Origin of the sequence: Corynebacterium sp. HMSC06D04 (assembly GCF_001807315.1) — a bacterium.
Taxonomy (GTDB): Bacteria; Actinomycetota; Actinomycetes; order Mycobacteriales; family Mycobacteriaceae; genus Corynebacterium; species Corynebacterium simulans.
The window spans coordinates 223910-242607 of the sequence record NZ_KV788547.1; the positions used below are offsets into that span (position 1 = coordinate 223910).

At 58.1% G+C, this 18698-nt stretch carries 16 protein-coding genes; 12 read left to right on the forward strand and 4 right to left on the reverse strand.

Annotated elements, in window-relative coordinates; all coding sequences use genetic code 11:
- Window positions 1-13: 13 nt before the first annotated feature.
- The 9 genes from sufC to HMPREF3155_RS06915 all read left to right on the forward strand — a co-directional run bounded on the left by sufC (window position 14) and on the right by HMPREF3155_RS06915 (window position 8249).
- Entirely contained in the window at window positions 14-772 is a 759-nt protein-coding gene (sufC, locus tag HMPREF3155_RS06875; RefSeq protein WP_061922373.1) for a Fe-S cluster assembly ATPase SufC, read from the forward strand.
- A gap of 8 nt (window positions 773-780) precedes the next feature.
- Complete coding sequence (locus tag HMPREF3155_RS06880; protein WP_061922377.1) at window positions 781-2025, forward strand: aminotransferase class V-fold PLP-dependent enzyme; 1245 nt, start codon at window positions 781-783, stop codon at window positions 2023-2025.
- Complete coding sequence (gene sufU, locus HMPREF3155_RS06885) at window positions 2025-2474, forward strand: Fe-S cluster assembly sulfur transfer protein SufU (RefSeq protein ID WP_061922380.1); 450 nt, start codon at window positions 2025-2027, stop codon at window positions 2472-2474. Before HMPREF3155_RS06880 ends, sufU begins: the two co-directional genes overlap by 1 nt.
- Window positions 2475-2882, forward strand: a complete 408-nt coding sequence (locus HMPREF3155_RS06890) for a metal-sulfur cluster assembly factor (protein WP_061922383.1) — start codon at window positions 2475-2477, stop codon at window positions 2880-2882.
- Between the two features lie 122 nt (window positions 2883-3004).
- Complete coding sequence (locus tag HMPREF3155_RS06895) at window positions 3005-4636, forward strand: ABC-F family ATP-binding cassette domain-containing protein (protein ID WP_061922386.1); 1632 nt, start codon at window positions 3005-3007, stop codon at window positions 4634-4636.
- A 53-nt stretch (window positions 4637-4689) separates the two neighbouring features.
- Window positions 4690-5628 carry a nucleoside hydrolase gene (locus HMPREF3155_RS06900; RefSeq protein WP_061922389.1) on the forward strand — a complete coding sequence of 313 codons (939 nt, stop codon included), beginning with the start codon at window positions 4690-4692 and terminating at the stop codon, window positions 5626-5628.
- Between the two features lie 106 nt (window positions 5629-5734).
- Window positions 5735-6484, forward strand: a complete 750-nt coding sequence (locus HMPREF3155_RS06905; RefSeq protein WP_061922391.1) for a hypothetical protein — start codon at window positions 5735-5737, stop codon at window positions 6482-6484.
- The gene (locus HMPREF3155_RS06910) at window positions 6481-7164 is read left to right on the forward strand and encodes an energy-coupling factor transporter transmembrane component T family protein (RefSeq protein ID WP_061922394.1); all 684 of its coding nucleotides are present in this window, start codon (window positions 6481-6483) and stop codon (window positions 7162-7164) included. The genes HMPREF3155_RS06905 and HMPREF3155_RS06910 overlap by 4 nt, the downstream gene beginning before the upstream one ends.
- Window positions 7165-7184: 20 nt before the next feature.
- Window positions 7185-8249, forward strand: coding sequence for an ATP-binding cassette domain-containing protein (locus tag HMPREF3155_RS06915; protein WP_168162312.1), 1065 nt, complete (start codon window positions 7185-7187; stop codon window positions 8247-8249).
- On the opposite strand, the gene HMPREF3155_RS06920 is transcribed toward HMPREF3155_RS06915, so the two are convergent.
- Both HMPREF3155_RS06920 and HMPREF3155_RS06925 read right to left on the reverse strand, forming a co-directional pair.
- Window positions 8250-9614 (reverse strand): PFL family protein, encoded by a 1365-nt coding sequence (locus tag HMPREF3155_RS06920; RefSeq protein WP_061922400.1) that lies wholly within the window; start codon window positions 9612-9614, stop codon window positions 8250-8252. It lies immediately after the preceding gene.
- Between the two features lie 2 nt (window positions 9615-9616).
- Complete coding sequence (locus HMPREF3155_RS06925) at window positions 9617-9886, reverse strand: ACT domain-containing protein (protein WP_049062390.1); 270 nt, start codon at window positions 9884-9886, stop codon at window positions 9617-9619.
- Window positions 9887-9924: 38 nt separating this feature from the next.
- Here HMPREF3155_RS06925 and HMPREF3155_RS06930 point away from each other — a divergent pair, with 38 nt between their 5' ends.
- Window positions 9925-10593 carry an SDR family oxidoreductase gene (locus HMPREF3155_RS06930; RefSeq protein ID WP_061922403.1) on the forward strand — a complete coding sequence of 223 codons (669 nt, stop codon included), beginning with the start codon at window positions 9925-9927 and terminating at the stop codon, window positions 10591-10593.
- A 5-nt stretch (window positions 10594-10598) separates the two neighbouring features.
- On the opposite strand, the gene HMPREF3155_RS06935 is transcribed toward HMPREF3155_RS06930, so the two are convergent.
- Window positions 10599-11171, reverse strand: coding sequence for a TetR/AcrR family transcriptional regulator (locus HMPREF3155_RS06935; protein WP_061922406.1), 573 nt, complete (start codon window positions 11169-11171; stop codon window positions 10599-10601).
- Between the two features lie 154 nt (window positions 11172-11325).
- Complete coding sequence (can, locus tag HMPREF3155_RS06940) at window positions 11326-14142, reverse strand: aconitate hydratase (RefSeq protein WP_210385648.1); 2817 nt, start codon at window positions 14140-14142, stop codon at window positions 11326-11328.
- A gap of 394 nt (window positions 14143-14536) precedes the next feature.
- On the opposite strand from can, the gene HMPREF3155_RS06945 reads away from it, so the two are divergent.
- Window positions 14537-15034 carry an Rv1476 family membrane protein gene (locus tag HMPREF3155_RS06945; protein WP_061922409.1) on the forward strand — a complete coding sequence of 166 codons (498 nt, stop codon included), beginning with the start codon at window positions 14537-14539 and terminating at the stop codon, window positions 15032-15034.
- A gap of 1764 nt (window positions 15035-16798) precedes the next feature.
- A complete protein-coding gene (locus HMPREF3155_RS06950) occupies window positions 16799-18679 on the forward strand; it encodes a DIP1281 family NlpC/P60 protein (RefSeq protein ID WP_070432913.1) in 1881 nt (626 codons plus the stop codon).
- The last annotated feature ends 19 nt before the right edge of the window (window positions 18680-18698 follow it).

Here is an 18698-nt window from a genome sequence, read left to right on the forward strand (position 1 = left end):
CAGGTCTAACTCAATGTCTACCCTGGAAATCAAGAATCTCCACGCGCAGGTCCTCCCGAACGAGGAGGACGGTGAGGCCAAGGAAATCCTCAAGGGCGTCAACCTGACCATCAAGTCCGGTGAGACCCACGCCGTCATGGGCCCGAATGGCTCCGGCAAGTCCACCTTGTCCTACGTCATCGCTGGCCACCCGAAGTACGAAGTAACCGAGGGCGAGATCCTGCTCGATGGCGAAAACGTCCTTGAGATGGAAGTTGACGAGCGCGCACGTGCTGGCCTCTTCCTGGCCATGCAGTACCCAACCGAGGTTCCGGGCGTGAAGATGGCGCAGTTCATGCGCTCTGCCGTCACTGCTGTGCGCGGCGAGGCTCCGAAGCTGCGCGAATGGAACAAGGAGCTTAGCGAGGCACGTGAGAAGCTTTCCATCGATAAGTCCTTCGCACACCGTGCCGTCAACGAGGGCTTCTCTGGTGGCGAGAAGAAGCGCCACGAGGTTATGCAGCTCGATCTGCTCAAGCCAAAGTTCGCAATCATGGATGAGACCGACTCCGGCCTGGACGTCGATGCTCTGCGCGTTGTTTCCGAGGGCATCAACCGCTTCCAAGAGGAGACCAACGGCGGCATCTTGATGATTACCCACTACAAGCGCATCCTCAATTACGTGAAGCCGGACTTCGTCCACGTCTTCGCCAACGGCCAGGTCATCAAGACCGGCGGCGCTGAGCTGGCTGACCAGCTTGAAGAGTCCGGTTACGACCAATTCGTTAAGTAAGAAGGACAATGTCTAACTTCGACGTTTCTGCCATCAGGGAGCAATTCCCGATCCTGAGCCGCACCGTGCGCGACGATAAGCCGCTGGTGTACCTCGATTCGGGAGCTACGTCCCAGCGTCCGCTGCCAGTGTGGAAGGCGGAGGAGGAGTTCGTACTGGGCACGAATGCTCCGGTCCACCGCGGTTCCTATCAGCTGGCGGAGGAGGCGGACGACGCTTACGAGTCTGCTCGCCAAGCCATCGCGGCTTTCGTGGGCGCTGATCGTGATGAGATTGCTTTCACCAAGAACGCAACTGAGGCTCTCAACGAGGTTGCCTACGTGCTTTCCGACGAACGCGCAGGCGATCTGTACGTAGGCGAGGGCGACACCGTGGTCATTACCGAGCTGGAGCACCATGCCAATCTCGTGCCATGGCAGGAACTGTGTCAGCGCACCGGTGCGCAGCTGAAGTGGTATTCCATGACCGAAGACGGGCGCATCGATCTCGACTCCCTCGAGCTCGATGATTCCGTCAAGGTAGTGGCTTTCACCCATCAGTCCAACGTCACCGGCGCGGTGGCCGACGTCGACGAGCTGGTGCGCCGCGCCCGTGAGGTCGGCGCGTTGGTCGTCCTCGACGCCTGCCAGTCCGTGCCACACATGGCAGTGGATTTTCACGCGCTCGACGTCGACTTCGCTGCGTTCTCAGGCCACAAGATGTGTGGTCCGACCGGCATCGGTGCCCTGTACGGAAAGGCTGAGCTACTGGAAAAGCTCCCGCCTTTCCTAACGGGTGGCTCGATGATCGAAATCGTGAAGATGGATGAGACCACCTTCGCCGCGCCGCCGACTCGCTTTGAGGCGGGCACTCAGATGACCAGCCAAGTAGTTGGTCTTGGTGCGGCGGTGAAGTTCTTGTCTGAAATCGGCATGGACAATATCCATGCGCATGAGCAAAAACTCACCGCCCGCGCTCTGGACGGCCTGCAGCAGATCCCTGGCCTGCACATCGTGGGTCCGAAGGATACCGAAAGCCGCGGTGGTGCGGTCTCGTTCGTCGTCGATGGTGTGCACCCGCACGATCTGGGCCAGGTCCTAGATTCCCACGGCGTCGCGATCCGCACCGGCCATCACTGCGCGTGGCCGCTGCACCGTGCAGGCAACGTCAATTCGACTGCGCGCGCCAGCTTCTACCTCTACAACACGGAGGAAGAAGTAGATAAGCTCATCGAGGCCGTCAAGGCAGCACGCGAATTCTTTGGAGTGGAGTAATGAATCTAGATTCGATGTATCAGGACGTCATCCTGGACCACTATAAGAACCCGAAATTCGCGGGCTTGCGTGAAGGACAGGCCGAGGTTCACCACGTCAACCCATCCTGCGGTGACGAGATCACCTTGCGCGTGAAGCTTTCGGAGGACGGCAAGACCGTAAAGGATGTTTCCTACGACGCCGAGGGCTGCTCCATCTCGCAGGCCTCCACCTCCGTCATGGCGGAGGAGATCGTGGGCAAGTCCTTGGATGAAGCGCGCGCGAAGCTCGACGAGTTCGAAAAGATGGTCACCTCCCGCGGAGAAATCGAGGGCGACGATGAGATCATTGGAGACGGTGTTGCTTTCGGCGGCGTCGCCAAGTTTCCCGCCCGCGTCAAATGCGCTTTGCTCGGATGGAAGGCCTTTCAGGCCGCATCCATGGAAGCACTCAATGAACTGGAGAAATAAATGTCTGAACCAGTAGATCCATATCAGGATTCCAACGCCAATTTTTCCGGCAGCGGCGAGCGTCCACCGCAGACCGAGGAGCAGATTGCCAAGGCGTTTGATATCACCGAGTACATGCGCGACGTGATTGACCCAGAGCTGGGCATCAACGTCGTGGACTTGGGCTTGGTCTATGATGTCTGGCTCGAGGACGTCGACGGCAAGGAGACCGCCAAGATCAACATGACGCTGACCTCGCCGGCGTGCCCGCTGACCGATGTCATCGGCGAGCAGGTCGAGGCGGCTGTTGTGGGCAATAAGCTTGCCGACGCCGTCCAGATCAACTGGGTCTGGATGCCGCCATGGGGCCCGAACATGATCACCGAGGAAGGCCGCGAAATGTTGCAGGCCCTAGGCTTCGCAGTCTAGGCGAGCAATTTAAACTTCCACATCTTGATAAGTCCCGCTGCCGAATGGCCGCGGGACTTATCTTGTTTTCTGGTTTTGGCTCAGCTATGACCTGTTAGCGCCGGTTGATAGACTGATTCCTCGTGATTGTGACCAATGATTTCGAGGTGCGCGTGGGCGCACGTACGCTTCTCGACGCCCCTGGCCAGCACCTGCGTGTGCAGCCGGGCGACCGCATCGGGCTGGTCGGACGCAACGGTGCGGGCAAGACGACCACCATGCGCATCCTGGCAGGGGAGACCGAGCCCTATGGCGGGTCTGTCACGCGTTCCGGCCCCATTGGTTACCTGCCACAGGACTCCCGCGAAGGCAATATCGAGATCACCGCCCGTGAGCGCGTTCTCTCCGCCCGCGGTTTGGACGAGATCAAGCGCCGTATGGCAAAGCAGCAGGAGCTGATGGAGACTGCCACGGATGAGAAGTTCCGTGACAAAGCCATCCGCAAATACTCCCGCTTGGAGGAGGAGTACCACTCGTTGGGTGGCTACGAAGCAGACTCCGAGTGCGCGCAGATTTGCGATAACTTGGGCCTGCCGCAGCGCATCCTCGACCAGAAGTTGAAGACCCTGTCTGGCGGTCAGCGCAGGCGTGTGGAGCTGGCGCAGATATTGTTCGCGGCTTCGGCAGGCTCTGGTAAGTCCCAAACCACCTTGCTGCTGGATGAGCCAACCAACCACTTGGATGCTGACTCCATTACGTGGCTGCGCGGATTCTTGTCCAAGCACGAGGGCGGCCTCATCATGATTTCGCACGATGTGGATCTGCTTGAGGCAGTCTGCAACAAGGTATGGTTCCTTGACGCGGTGCGCGCTGAAGCAGACGTCTACAACATGGGCTTTAAGAAGTACCTGGATGCGCGCGCTACCGATGAGGCACGTCGCCGCCGTGAGCGTGCCAATGCGGAGAAGAAGGCTTCCGCCCTGCAGAAACAGGCGGCGAAGCTGGGTGCCAAAGCCACCAAGGCTGCTGCGGCTAAGCAAATGCTTGCGCGCGCCGATCGCATGATGAACGAGCTCGATGAGGTGCGCGTGGCCGATAAGGTTGCCTCCATCAAGTTCCCGGAGCCGGCGCCGTGCGGCAAGACCCCGATGAACGCGAAGGGCCTTACCAAGATGTACGGCTCGTTGGAGGTCTTTGCTGGCGTCGATCTCGCCATTGACAAGGGTTCCCGCGTGGTTGTTCTCGGTTACAACGGAGCTGGTAAGACCACGTTGCTGAAGCTGCTTGCGGGAGTAGAGCGCACCGACGGTGAGGGCGGCATTGTTTCCGGCCATGGTCTGCGTATCGGCTACTTCGCGCAGGAGCACGACAACATCGACCCGAACAAGACCGTGTGGGAGAACACCATTGAAGCCTGCCCGGACGCAGGCCAACAGGATCTCCGTGGCCTCCTCGGTGCCTTTATGTTCTCCGGCGACAAGCTGGAGCAACCCGCCGGTACCTTATCCGGTGGTGAGAAGACGCGTCTTTCGCTTGCAACTCTGGTTTCCTCGCGCGCAAACGTCTTGCTGCTGGATGAGCCTACTAACAACTTGGACCCGCAGTCGCGCGAACAGGTCCTGGATGCGCTATCCACTTACACCGGTGCGGTCGTCCTGGTCACGCACGACCCTGGTGCGGTTAAGGCCCTAAAGCCGGAGCGCGTGATCATCATGCCTGATGGCGACGAAGACATGTGGAGCGACGAGTACATGGAGATCGTCGAGCTAGCCTAGTTCGTTGGCCTATTCCACACCAAGGTTAAAAGGACCTATAGAGAGGAAAGCAGATGGCAGCACGCAAGGTCTTTATCGATTGTGATCCAGGCATTGATGATGCCTTGGCCCTGCTCTATCTCGCGGGGCTGCATCACGCCGGCGAGATTGAGCTGGTGGGAGTGACTACCACGGCCGGCAACGTCGATGTTTCGACCACCGCACGCAATGCTGCTTTCATCTTGCAGGTCTGCGGGCTGGGCGGCGTTCCCGTTGCGCCGGGCCATCCCGTCCCGCTCGAGGCGGAGCTGGTGACCACACCTGAAACTCATGGCGCTGCCGGTTTGGGTTATGTCAGCGCGCCGAAGTTTGAGCCGCACCACGATTGGCGCGAGCTTTGGCAGGCCGCAGCCGACGCCCGGGCCGAGCTCGTCGTCACCGGCCCGCTAACAAACGCCGCCTTGGCCGGCACTTCAGGATTTTCCAAGGTCAGCGTTATGGGCGGCGCGATTAACTATCGAGGCAATACCACACCCACGGCCGAGTGGAATTTCTGGGTGGACCCGCATGCGGCACAGCAATTCTTTGATGCTCTCCAGCGCGAAACAGTCAACGCTACCTTGTGCTCTTTGGAGGTCACCGAGCAATTCCTCATCGATCCACCACGCCTGGAGGCGCTGATGAAGGAGTTGGGGGAGCACCCCGTGAAGGCGCACCTTCCGGAGATCCTCCGTTTTTACTTCGAGTTTCACCGCGCGCAGGGCGAGGGATACCAAGCACAAATCCATGACCTTTTAACGTGCATGATTGCGCTCGAGCGCGTGGACTACCTAAAGCAAGAGACCACCGTGGCGGTCGAAGCGGATTCACAGTTGATGCGAGGAACCAGCGTCGCGGACTTGCGTGGGCATTGGGATCTGCCGCATAATGCGCGGCTCGTGCAGGCCGTGGATATCCCCGGCGCGCATGCTGAGTTTCTTCGCGCCGCGCGGATTTTGAGCAAGCACGCCTAGTCTGCCTATTATTGGTGCGTTGCCCGAGGTGACATAGGGCATTAAATCCAAAGCAGATCCGTTTGCTTTTCCTTCTTTCATTTCTTTTATCTGGAGAATTCTTTTTATGTCACAGTTATCTCTAACGCCTGCGCGCAAGGCTATGGTCCTGGCCGGCGGCCTTTTGGTTGCAGCGACGTGGATTTATCTGGTCCTCGTGCGTCCGACCTCTTGGGAATCAGTAGCCGGTTCGACCGAGGCACTCATTACCTTGGGCGGCTATGTGGGCGGTGCCGTGTTTTTGTTGGCAGGCACATTGCCTGTTCTTCCAGCCCGTACTATCGCGATCATTCCAGTAGCTCTGGTCTTAAACATCGTGGTAGGCGAGATCATCGGTTCTATCGGAGTGCCTTTGTATTTGGACGCGGTCGGCACGATCCTCGTAGCCGCTCTTGCCGGGCCAATCGCAGGCCTTGCCACGGGCACGTTGTCTTCGGTGGTGTGGGGACTCATCAATCCCGCAGCACTTCCGTTTGCGGCCGTTTCTGCAGCTACTGGGTACCTTTCCGGGTGGGCTATTTCCCACGGCGCGTTTAAGAAGTGGTGGCGCGTTGTTGCTTCTGGTGCTGTTATCGGCATCATCTCCGGCATGCTTGCGGCACCGGTTGCGGCTTTCGTTTATGGAGGAACAGCCGGCCTGGGTACGGGCGCTGTGGTCTCGCTTTTCCGCGAGTTGGGAAACTCTCTACTCGCATCGGTGACGTTGCAGTCCTTTATCTCCGATCCGCTCGATAAGATCATCGTGTTTTTGATCGTGTGGGCCACCGTCAAGGCATTGCCCAAGCGCACCCTGGAATCGCTGCGCCCTCAGCTATGATTCATCCCGCAACTATCTTCAGTGCGGCCGCATCAACGTGGTTTCTCGTCGTGGCGATCAACCAGCCCTGGCTTAGCTTTGTGCTGCTTAGCGTATGGCTTATATGCGGCACCATCTGGTCACGCTCCATCTCCGTGGTAGCGACCACCGCGGTATTGGCGCTTCCCGCTGCCGCCTCGATGGTGCTTATCCATGCGCCCTATGGTGATAATCGCCTCGCGCCCTTTTTAACCAGTGACGGGCTGTGGCTTGCAGCTAAGCTTTCGCTGCGATTCGCCACGCTCATGGGATGCATCCTCGCTGCAGCGGCAGCACTAAAGGTAAGTGACGTAGCCAAATGGCTGCAAACCTCGCGGTTTGGACACAAGGCCGCATATGTTGTGGGGGCGTCGCTCCAATCATTGCCGCAGGGTGCTGCAACGGTGGCCGCAGTACGCGATGCTAACCGCCTCGCCGGGGCGAAGATTCACTTGGGCAATGTTGCACCCCGTGTCATCATTCCGGTCATCGCACGCTTGCTTACCCAAGGCGCAAGCCGCGGGCATGCGTTGGGAGCCATTGGCTTCGATACCCCGGGCAAACGTACAGTGCTGGTCCCCGTACCAGATAGTAAGTTCCAGCAAGTATTGCGCTGGACCTTGCCAGTATTTAGCATCTTGGGAGCGGTGATATGGAGCTAAAACCTGGTGAAATCCACACCTTGAGGGTCGCTTTTGAGGAAAACGCCGATGAAGTGGCACAGGAACTCGCGCGGGAGTTAGGCGTAAATACTGTCATTGGTTCCTTTGCGGCTGCGCACGTTACTTTTCTGCGCGATACCGTGCGTGAGGAACTGGCTTTGGCCTTGGAGAACCAAGGCAGGCAGTGCGAGGAGATGGCCCAGCGTGTTGACGCCACGCTTGGCGATGTCGACCTTGATGGCACCCGCAATCCCGCCACGCTGTCGGGCGGTCAAACGCGTCGGCTCGCACTGGCACAAGTCGCCATCGCGCGACCGGAAATCCTGATTATTGTTGAGCCATGGGCCGGCCTAGACGCGCATTCCCGCGAACGCATCGCGGCCTACTTAGGAAAGTTGGATCAAACAGCCGTGGTGTTGGTCGAGCACGAGATGCAGATGCTCGCGCAGGACGGCCAAGAACTGGAAGCGATTGTTCCGTCTGGTGAGGCAATCGTTCTAGACGGTATTCAAGCCAAGCGCGGTGGCAGGCGCAGGCGGTGGTGGAACCTGAAACCTGTGGACTCCAAGCTTTTCACGGTAGGGCCGGTGGATTTGCGGTTGCAGCACGGCGCCGTGCTGTGGCTGCGCGGCGACAACGGCTCCGGCAAGACCACGCTGTTGCGCGCGATGGCCGGCCTCGACGGAAATGCTCCTGTGCATGCGAGCACATCGCTGGCTTTACAGTCGCCGCTAGATCAGATTATTGAACCCACCATCGCCCAGTGGATCGGGGAAGGGACTCTACCCGAAGAACTCTTGAGCCAGCTTTCCGCCGAGATTGCCTTCGATGATCATCCGCTGGACGTCTCTATGTCCCAGCTACGCGTAGCACAGATTGCCCACGTGGTGGCGCAGGGGCGCGAGGTCGTGATGTTGGATGAGCCAGACACGCTTCTCGACGCCCGGGGCACAACGTGGGTGCACCGGCTCATGCACCACGCTTTAGCAAGGGGAGCAGCCCTCGTGGTGACCTGCCATGAACCTCGTTTCGTAGAAGAAATTGCGGCTTATGCGCAGGTCACCTCTCTAGCTCTACGCTGCTGATTAATTTCGGAAGCCGTGGACCGGTGCCGGGATAAAGCCGCCGCGATTGACAAACGTAGAGTTGCCCACGGTGTTGACCGGGATGACCGGAGCGTATCCGAGCAGACCACCGAAGTTGACTTCGTCGCCAATCTTGGCACCCGGTACTGGAATAACGCGGACCGCGGTGGTCTTATGGTTCATCACACCGATGGCGGCTTCATCAGCAATCATGCCGGCAATAGTTGCCGCAGAGGTATCGCCAGGAAGCGCAATCATGTCGAAGCCGACCGAGCAGATTGCGGTCATGGCTTCCAGCTTGTCCATGGAGATGGCACCGGAACGCACTGCGTCGATCATGCCCTTGTCCTCGGAGACCGGGATGAAGGAACCCGAAAGGCCGCCGACGCGGGAACACGCCATCATGCCGCCCTTCTTCACTGCGTCGTTAAGCAGCGCCAGCGCGGCGGTAGTGCCGTGCGTGCCGACCTGGTCAAGGCCCATGTGCTCGAGGATGTGTGCCACTGAGTCGCCGAGCTCGGCCGTCGGTGCCAGGGAAAGGTCAATGATGCCGAAGGGAACGCCAAGGCGCTCGGAGGCCATGTTGCCCACGAGCTGGCCAGCACGCGTGATCTTAAACGCGGCCTTCTTGACCTCCTCGGCAACCTGATCCAGGGTGGCACCCTCGAGGTTGCCCAACGCACGGTCAACCACGCCGGGGCCGGAAACGCCCACGGAAACCACGCAATCCGGTTCCTCGATGCCGTGGAAGGCACCCGCCATGAACGGGTTGTCGCCCACGGAGTTTGCAAAGACCACCAGCTTGGCGCAGGCGATCGCCGACTGATACTTGGTCAGTTCGGCGGCCTCCTTGATGACCTCGCCCATGCGCTTGGCGGCATTCATGTTGATGCCCGCGCGGGAGGACGCGATATTTACGGAGGAGCACACGAGCTCCGTGGTGGACAGTGCCTCAGGGATCGAATTGATGAGCTTCTTTTCCGCGGTGGTGGCGCCCTTTTCCACGAGAGCAGAGTAGCCGCCGACGAAGTTGACGCCGGTCTCAGCTGCGGCACGGTCCAGGGCCTTGGCTACCTCGACCGGGTTGCCGTCGACACCAGCCACGATCAGGCTGACCGGGGTCACCGAGATTCGCTTGTTCACGATCGGGATGCCGAGCTCTTGCTCGATGCCTTCGCAGACTTCCACCAAGTGCTTGGCTCGCTCGGTGACCAAGTCATAGACAGCCTGTGCTGTAGCGTCCATAGAAGAGCGCGTGCAGCTAAGCAGCGAGATACCCATGGTGACGGTACGGATATCGAGACGGTACTTATCGATCATCTCGATCGTGTCGAGGATACTTACGGTATTAAAGCGATTGAGCATATCTAGATCTCGTTCATCGCTGTAAACAGCGCCTCGGATTGAACACGGATGGACTGGTTGATGTCTTCGCCCACCTTATTCATGCGCTCTTGAATCTGTTGGATCGAAACCTCAGATTCATCAAATTCCACGCGCAGAATCATGGTGAAGAAGCCAGACATCAAGGTCTGGGAGACGTCAACGATGTTGACTCCAAGTTCAGCGAGACTGGTTGTAACAGAAGCGATAATTCCGGTGCTATCCGCACCGGTAACAGTCATAATGGCAATCATGGATTAAATTCTATCGCTCTTCACGTACGGTGGGGGCCATGACTTTGACGAAAAAGAAAGTACTTTACATTGGCGGACACGGAAAGGTCGGTCTGCTTGCCACCCCGAAGATGCTAAAAGTGGGCCACAACGTTCATTCGCTGATCCGCTCCGAGTCCCAAGTGGAGGAGATTGAAAACCTAGGCGCTACCGCAGTGCTGAAGGACATCACAAAGACCAGCGCCCAAGAATGGGCTGAGCTTTTCGCGGACTTCGACACCGTGGTGTGGGGTGCCGGTAACGGCGGCCGTGGAGGCGCAGACCTTACCTGGGCTGTAGATCGCGATGGCGCAATGGCAACTATCGACGCCCTAGAGCTGCTCAAAGCAGAGGGCAAAAAGGTACCTGATTACGTGATGATCTCCTACGTTGGCGCAACGCACAACGAGACCGATCCCAATGATGAGTCTTGGTACGCCTACGTTGAGTCAAAGAAGGCAGTAGACAACCGCCTGAATTCTTCTGAACTGAACTATGTCATCCTCGGCCCATCTGCGCTTACGGAAGAGCCAGCGGGCGGCATCGAGGTAATCGAGGATACGAATCCTCACGGCCAGACTAGCCGTGAGCTGGTTGCCGAGGTGATTACTGAAGTTGTTGGCCGCGAGAGCCTTCCGGCTAGCCCGTTGGCCTTCATCGATGGCGAGAATCCAGTCAGCAGTATTTAAGCCGGCTAGGCACCCGCTTTATCTTTACGGATGGTTTGCTCCACGAGGTCTAGCACAGCTCTAAGACCAGCGTGGTCACCGAGTGCTAGGCGGGAAATGAAGCCATCCATGAAGGTCTCGAGGTAGAGCACCAACGTGTCCACGCTGACGTCGTCGCGCATGCGACCTTCCTCAGCGTTGGACTGTAGGCGGGCACGGACTGCGTCGGAAAGCACCGATTGTTGGTCCACCCACCGCGCGCGGAACGAAGGATCGGTCCGCAGCAGCGATGAGATCTCCAACCGAGTAGCCAGCCAATCGTGGCGCTCTGGGTGGCGGAGCATCTCACTCATTACTTCGACCAAGCCGTTATTCGCAACGACCTCCGCCTGGCGGGCAGCGTCTTCACGCGCCAGCGCCAAGAACAATGACTCTTTGTCGCCAAAGTGGTGGAAGATGGCGCCGCGGGACTTGCCCGTGGCCTCTTCTAGAAGGCGGACCGTAGCTCCCTCGTAGCCATGCTCGGCGAAACACTTGCGTGCACCAACGAGGATGTCATGTCGACGTCGGTTGAGCTCAGCATCACTCACGATGGGCATAGAAAATCCGTTTCTTCTAGATAGCAAGTTAGAAATATTTAGTTCTAACCGGAGCTTGGATTCCCCCGGTCAAGTCTAAAAGGGGGACCGCAAGATAACTTGCGATCCCCGCTCTACCTAGGGTTTTACCTAGGAATTAGATGGTGTGAAGACCTTAAGCCTTAACCATCTGGCGCAGCACGTACTGCAGGATGCCGCCGTGGCGGTAGTAGTCGGCCTCACCCGGGGTATCGATGCGGACCTTAGCGTCGAACTCGACGGACTCGCCAGACTCCTTGGTAGCGGTCACGTGAACCGACTTCGGGATGCCACCCTCGTTGAGAGCGGAGATGCCTTCGATGTCGAAGGTCTCGGTGCCATCCAGGCCGAGGGACTCGTGGGACTCGCCCTCCGGGAACTGCAGCGGGATAACGCCCATACCAATGAGGTTGGAGCGGTGGATACGCTCGAAGGACTCGGTAATGACAGCCTTGACGCCAAGCAGGTTGGTGCCCTTAGCAGCCCAGTCACGGGAAGAACCGGTGCCGTACTCCTTGCCAGCGATAACAACCAGCGGAATGCCAGCTGCTTTGTAGTTCTCGCAAGCGTCGAAGATGAAGGACTGCGGTGCGCCTTCCTGGGTGAAGTCGCGGGTGTAGCCACCAGCAACGTCGACCAGCTGGTTCTGCAGACGGATGTTGGCGAAGGTACCACGCATCATGACCTCGTGGTTACCACGACGGGAACCGAGGGAGTTGTAGTCCTGACGCTCAACGCCGTTTTCATCCAGGTACTGAGCAGCAGGGGTGCCCGGCTTAATGGAGGAAGCAGGGGAGATGTGGTCGGTGGTGACGGAATCGCCCAGCTTGGCAAGAACGCGAGCGCCCTTGATGTCCTCGACTGGGGTCGGCTCTGCCGGCATGCCGTCGAAGTACGGTGCCTTGCGGATGTAGGTGGAGTCGTCGTTCCAGTCGAAGGTCTCGCCCTCTGGCACATCGAGGGAGCGCCATGCATCGTCACCCTTGAAGACGTCAGCGTAGTCAGCCTCGTAGAGCTCGCGGGAGATTGCCTTCTGGATGGTGTCCTCGATCTCCTCGGAGGAAGGCCAGATGTCCTTCAGGAAGACATCGTTGCCGTCCTGATCCTGACCCAGAGCCTGGGTGTCGAAATCGAAGTCCATGGTACCAGCAATAGCATAAGCGATAACCATGATTGGGGAAGCCAAGTAGTTCATCTTGACGTCCGGGGAGATACGTCCCTCGAAGTTACGGTTACCGGACAGGACTGCGGTTGCAGCCAAGTCATGCTCGTTGATGGCAGCGGAGATCTCCTCCGGAAGCGGGCCGGAGTTGCCGATGCAGGAGGTGCAACCAAAGCCGGAGAGGTAGAAGCCCAGAGCCTCAAGATCTTTCCAGAGGTCTGCACGCTGGAAGTAACCGTCAACAACCTGGGAACCCGGTGCACAGATGGTCTTAACCCATGGCTTGGAGGTCAGGCCCTTTTCAGCAGCCTTGCGGGCGATGAGGCCAGCGCCAACCATGACGGATGGGTTAGAGGTGTTGGTGCAAGAGGTGATAGAAGCGATTGCAACCATGCCGTGGTCCAGGGTGTACTCGCCGCCATTAGGGGAGGTGACGGTAACTGGGTTGGACTGACGGCCGGAGCCACCCTTGGCTGCGGACTCGCCGTGACCCTCACGGGAGTTGTTCAGACCGCCGGTAACGTCAACGAGTGCCTCGTCAGCGTCGCCCTCGGAGGTCATGCGCTTTGCCTCAAGGGAGGACTCGTCAACGACGACGTCGCCAGTTGCGTAGGTCGGTAGATCCTTACGGAACTGCTCCTTAGCCTCGGACAGCAGGATGCGATCCTGTGGGCGCTTTGGACCAGCGATGGAAGGAACAACGGTGGACAGGTCCAGCTCGAGGCACTCGGAGTACTCTGCCTCTGGAGCGTCCTGCTCCAGCCACATGCCCTGTGCCTTGGCGTAAGCCTCGACGCGCTCGATCTGCTCCATTGGGCGACCGGTGAGCTCGAGGTACTTGATGGTTTCCTCGTCAATCGGGAAGATTGCGGCGGTGGAGCCGAACTCTGGGGACATGTTGCCGATGGTGGCGCGGTTAGCCAGCGGAATGGACTTAACGCCATTGCCGTAGAACTCAACGAACTTCTGGACAACACCGTGCTCGCGGAGCATCTCGGTGATGGTTAGAACGACGTCGGTTGCAGTAACGCCGACTGGGATCTCGCCGGTCAGCTTGAAGCCGACAACGCGCGGGATAAGCATGGAGACCGGCTGGCCGAGCATTGCAGCCTCAGCCTCGATGCCGCCAACACCCCAGCCCAGGATGCCCAGGCCGTTTTCCATGGTGGTGTGGGAGTCGGTACCGATACAGGTATCTGGGTATGCGACACCGTCGTTGTCGAAGACGACGCGGGACAGGTACTCGATGTTGACCTGGTGGACAATGCCGGTTCCCGGTGGGACAACGCGGAAGTTGGAGAAGTTCTCAGCACCCCAACGCAGGAACTGGTAGCGCTCCTGGTTGCGCTCGTACTCAATTTCAACGTTCTTCTCGAGCGCTTCTGCGGAACCGAAGGCCTCAACGATAACGGAGTGGTCGATGACCATCTCTGCCGGGTTCAGCGGGTTAACCTGCTCTGGCTTGCCGCCCAGAGCGGAGATTGCCTCACGCATGGTGGCGAGGTCGACTACACACGGAACACCGGTGAAGTCCTGCATCAGAACACGTGCCGGAGTGAACTGGATCTCGGTGTCCGGCTCAGCGGACGGATCCCAGTTAGCAAGTGCGTTGATGTGATCCTTGGTTACATTCTTGCCGTCCTCGTAGCGCAGCTGGTTCTCAGCAAGCACCTTCAGGGAGTAAGGCAGCTTCTCCAGGCCAGCGACTGCGTTGATGTCAAAGTAGTCATAGGACTTGCCGTTGACGTCAAGAGTCTTCTTGGCACCGAAGGAGTTTAGGCTTTCAGTCACAGGGAGCTCCATTCCTTGTTTGTCAGAACAAAAGTTCATGGTTTCCAGCTCTACCGCCTTAAAGGTAAGCCGCCACTTTCCATGTTCACATATATGGTTCACATATATATGAGGAATAAGGCGCTTGCGTTTAAGGCCAAGGCGCTGGAAACGAGAAGAACGCGAAGGTTCGGAAACCAGTCTAATGGTTTCGACCGACGACCGTGTCAACTATAACAGTACGAGCGTTCTGTTTCACCTTTTGGGAAGGTTTCGCGCGTCACATAGGCAATCCTGATGATGGCAGCGTTACTTTATGAATCGAAGCTGCTTGCTCACAGGCGCCCATGGGCTGCTATTTATAGGGTGGGTTACGGCAAGGCAGCATTAGCAACCGAAGTAGAGGAGGGGAGCAATGAGTGCGGAAAGCGCTGAGTCTCCGGCGATCGATATCGCTGACCTCGCCGCGCAGCTACGCGCGGATGGCTCCGCCTTTACTAATACGGACCTGGCCAACGATCAATCCGTCCAGGACTCCATTTCTGCGGCGTTGCATGCCGGCCATGGCGTTGCTGTTGTGGATGACTACACCGCCACTGCGGCAGAAAGCCGCAACCTTGCCGTCGATCTTCAAAATGCCACGGGATTAGACACCGTCATCGTTCAAGTGCCTTCGCATGTCTCTGCCGTGAGTGGCTCGCTGTCGCGTGCGGAACTCGAAGCAGTGCAACGCAAGATTCCTAGGGGCATCGATCAGGTTGAGCTCCTTGAACGCTTTTACGACGGCATAGATCGGTTTGACGTCCATTCGGTGATTCTCACCGCCTTTATGGTGGTGCTCGCGCTCGCCGTTGCTTGGATAGCTTTCAGGTCTGCATCAAGGCGTGAAACGCGTTCCGAGAAAATGGGCTAGGCCCAACGGTGGGACGATTGTCCGCCGAACCTCGGTTCAACCGAAGCTCGAAGATTTCTCTCGTTTTCAGCGTTTCGGAAACTATGAGACTTAGATTTGTTCGAAAAACTATCCCCAGAACCTGAGTGAACCGTCGGGGTCACCGGGTGCCGAATGAGGGGAACCGTGCGGTTGCAATCAACCCGAAAGTTGGCCATCAAATTTACCGATCTGGCTACACCTGAGTCATCGATCTCGCGCGGATCTGGACCTCAATCCGTTGGGAATTTGCCTCCCATTTAACGCTGGGCGAGGCGATCGTTTTGCGCCCTTTAGTTAAAGCGGAAACCAATCCATGCCCATCTGGTGGCTATGGGATTGTGGACATCTGGGCGCCGGCGGATGTCGAAATTGGTCTGGCGAGTGTCAAATTCCAAGAGTGGGGTAGGGGATCTAGTCAACCACCCTGACTTGACAAGCGGTGGGGGAGGGGCTGCTAAAGGGGGTTTGCGTGGAGATTTCACTAGTAGTGTGATGAAACACACAATCACGGGAAGGTAACAAAATTATTGCAGGTTGGCTGCCTTTGTAACGTCATGTGGCGCGACTTGACTGGAGTGAATTTTGAGGAAAGTGTGCGCGACGGTGTGTCGGTGACGTATGGTTCAAATATCGACTCACGGGTTGATTCTTGTTCCATACGTTCATGGGCCAAGCCTTGACTCTCAATCGAGATGACACACGGGTATGTGGGGAAGCACGCCACGAGTGGAAATCGCGGGATTGAGGTTCGCCGCCTGGCTCACGATGAGCAGATGGGATGGGGCCTAGTTGTTTGAAGCCCTGACGCATAACGCTTTAAGGCGCGAGCCTTTAACTCTGTTGCGTGTCGGAGACAGCGGCGTCGTAAAGCAGCGCTGGCTTATTTCGAACACACCTGGCACCCCAAGAACGATTCGTCGAAGCCGATTCCAGTGTTCGAATTTTTTAAGAATTGACACACCCACATTCCGATTGGGGACAAGCAAGCCGGTTGGTCTTGTCGTCGCCTCACCGGGTGCCGGTGCAGCTTCAGCCTTCTGGGGCGAGAAGCTTCTGCGGGTTCTCGGTAAGGGGATGGCAATGTGATCGGCATAGCGAGTTACTCGTAGGGCTAGCTTCGTGCGGCCCGTTCAAGGTTCGTGGATTTTGCTTTCCGCCCTCCCGACCGCGCGCAAGCGCAACGGAATTGCGGCGACGGCAGGCCACGGATTTTAGAGCGGTTCATACGGGGTTAAGACGCGAGTTCAACACAGCATTGCTTCTCCCGCGCCTGTGATCGGCGCATAAACGTCACGCATTTTCACCGTAGGCACAACCTGCCTAAAGGTTGTACTGCCAGGGCGGTGTACGCATCGAATGCGTATATCTGCACCTACTCCAAGGCTGCCTGGTGCCGGGTAACGTGCCCCTAACTTTTGCCATTGTGCGATTAGGTAAAAGAGTTCAAAGGGGTGCGCTAGTTAAGACATGCGCTTTTAAGCTGGCTTAAGTTAAGTCCCGGGCATTCCTATATCTAAATCAACAGTGTAAACCCGCTAGCTTTCTGCCAGCCAGCTCGCTGACAGGCGCATCTGTATCTTGTGCCGAGGTGGATGCTCGAAGGCTACCTCGCCGGTCGCAGGCGAGGACTCTCATAGCTTCTATCGGGTTTGGCTGGGCTGATTGTGGCTGATTGTGTAGGGATGAGCTTTTGCATGACGTGAAACAATTCGGCGAAGCGTGGGTGTCTAGGAGATACTTCTCGTGGCCACCATCTTTAAGTACGGCTCTCGGCGTCTGAAGACGCTGTTAGTCACCGTCGCAACCACCGCGACGCTATCTACCGTTTCCACCCTTGCTCCGGTTGCCGCCCAGGCGGAAGAACCGGTCAACATCCAGTCCTTGCTTTCCTCGAAAGATGCATCTGTCGCTGACCTTGCTGGCGCCATTGCCACCATTGAAGAGCAGATTGCGAAGCTCGAGGGAGAAATTGGAATGCGACGTGAGGCAGTAAACCGTGCCTTGGTCGACCTCCAGGACGCGCGTACGGAAGCCGCTCAGGCTCGCCGTGGCACCACTGCGGCGCGTGGTGAACTCGATTCCGCACAGTCGGAAGTCGAAAAGGCTCAGAAGAAGCTCAATGAGCTTTCGCGTACTGCTTACCGCCGTGCCAATACTTCTGACGCTGTCTCCACGGCTGCGGGAAATGACGCGCGCGGCGAGATGCTGGAGCGCCAGACCTATCTGCATACGCAAACCAAGGATCAGCAGGCGGTCTTGGATCGGTTGGAGCGAGAGCGCACTGAGAAGGCGAACAAGGAATCGCAGCTTCGCAAGACCCAGGAGTTGGCACAGCTGCGCGAGGAAAAAGCTACCGAGGCTGAGGCCCAAGCGCGTCAAACCCTGGAAGAAAGCCAGTCGAACGTGGCCGAGTTTTCCTCCGAGCGCGAGAGCTTGCTAAAGCAGCGCTCCCAGGTGCAAAATGCGCTAAATCAAGCCAAAGAGCTAGATTCCAACGAGTCTAAGACTGGAGAGTCTGGCTCAAACGTCCAGTCAAATAACTTGACCAAGAGGAAGGCTCAGACCGATAGCGCGGCTACTTCGCAGGCGCCGGCAGCAGGCTCCCAGGAGTCCGCGGCGGCAAGCAATGCTGCGGGCGCAACGCAGTCGACGTCGGAAAGCGCTTCTGCGAATGCTAATGCCAACGGTGGCGAAGCGGCGCTTGCTCCTGACGCTTCCGCGGCGGAGTCATCTACATCAGCTACCGAGTCTGATTCGATGATGCAGGGCGGCGAGCCGGATTCCGTAACCCGGGACTTCCGTGCGGATAGGTCTGGCTCGCAGCTTAGCGCGAGCGACGTCCAGAAGGCAGCGGAGGCGGCCCAGGAGCTGTCTTCGGATCCGAACGTGCAAAAGCTTTCCTCCGAAGGTTTCAGCATGCACGGTTCTTCCGTCGACTCCTCGACGCTGGCGCTCGCGGGCACGGCAATCGGTGCGGCTGCCGCGATTGTTGGCGCGGCCCAGCCAAATCATACGGGCTTGACCCAGGAGGAGCTGGACTCGCTGGCGCAGGGTTCTTCGCAGCTAGCAGCTCTCCAGGGCGGCACCACCAGCAACACCGACGACGATGAATTGACCGGTGAGGTCTCTGACGTCCTGGGCGAGTTGGACACCACGGATGATGTCACGGAAAAAGCAACGAGTGCGCTTGGCGATGCCGACCGTAACGCGAAGATTGAAGCGGTCATCGCCCGTGCAAAGTCCCAGATCGGCATGCCTTATGCATGGGGTGGTGGCGACGCGAACGGACCCACCAAGGGCATCCGCGACGGCGGCGTGGCTGACTCCTTCGGCGACTACAACAAGGTCGGCTTCGACTGCTCTGGCCTTACGATGTACGCCTTTGCCGGTGCCGGCATCTCCTTGCCGCACTACACCGGCTACCAGTACCAGAAGGGTACTCAGGTCCCAGCTAGCGAGATGCAGCGCGGCGACCTTATCTTCTACGGGCCCGGCGCAAGCCAGCACGTAGCTATCTATCTTGGCGACGGCACCATGATTGAGGCTCCTCAGTCTGGATCTAACGTTCAGATTTCTCCTGTGCGTTGGTCCGGAATGACGCCTAATGTCGTGCGCCTCCTCTAAGCCCCAACCTTTGGTTGGT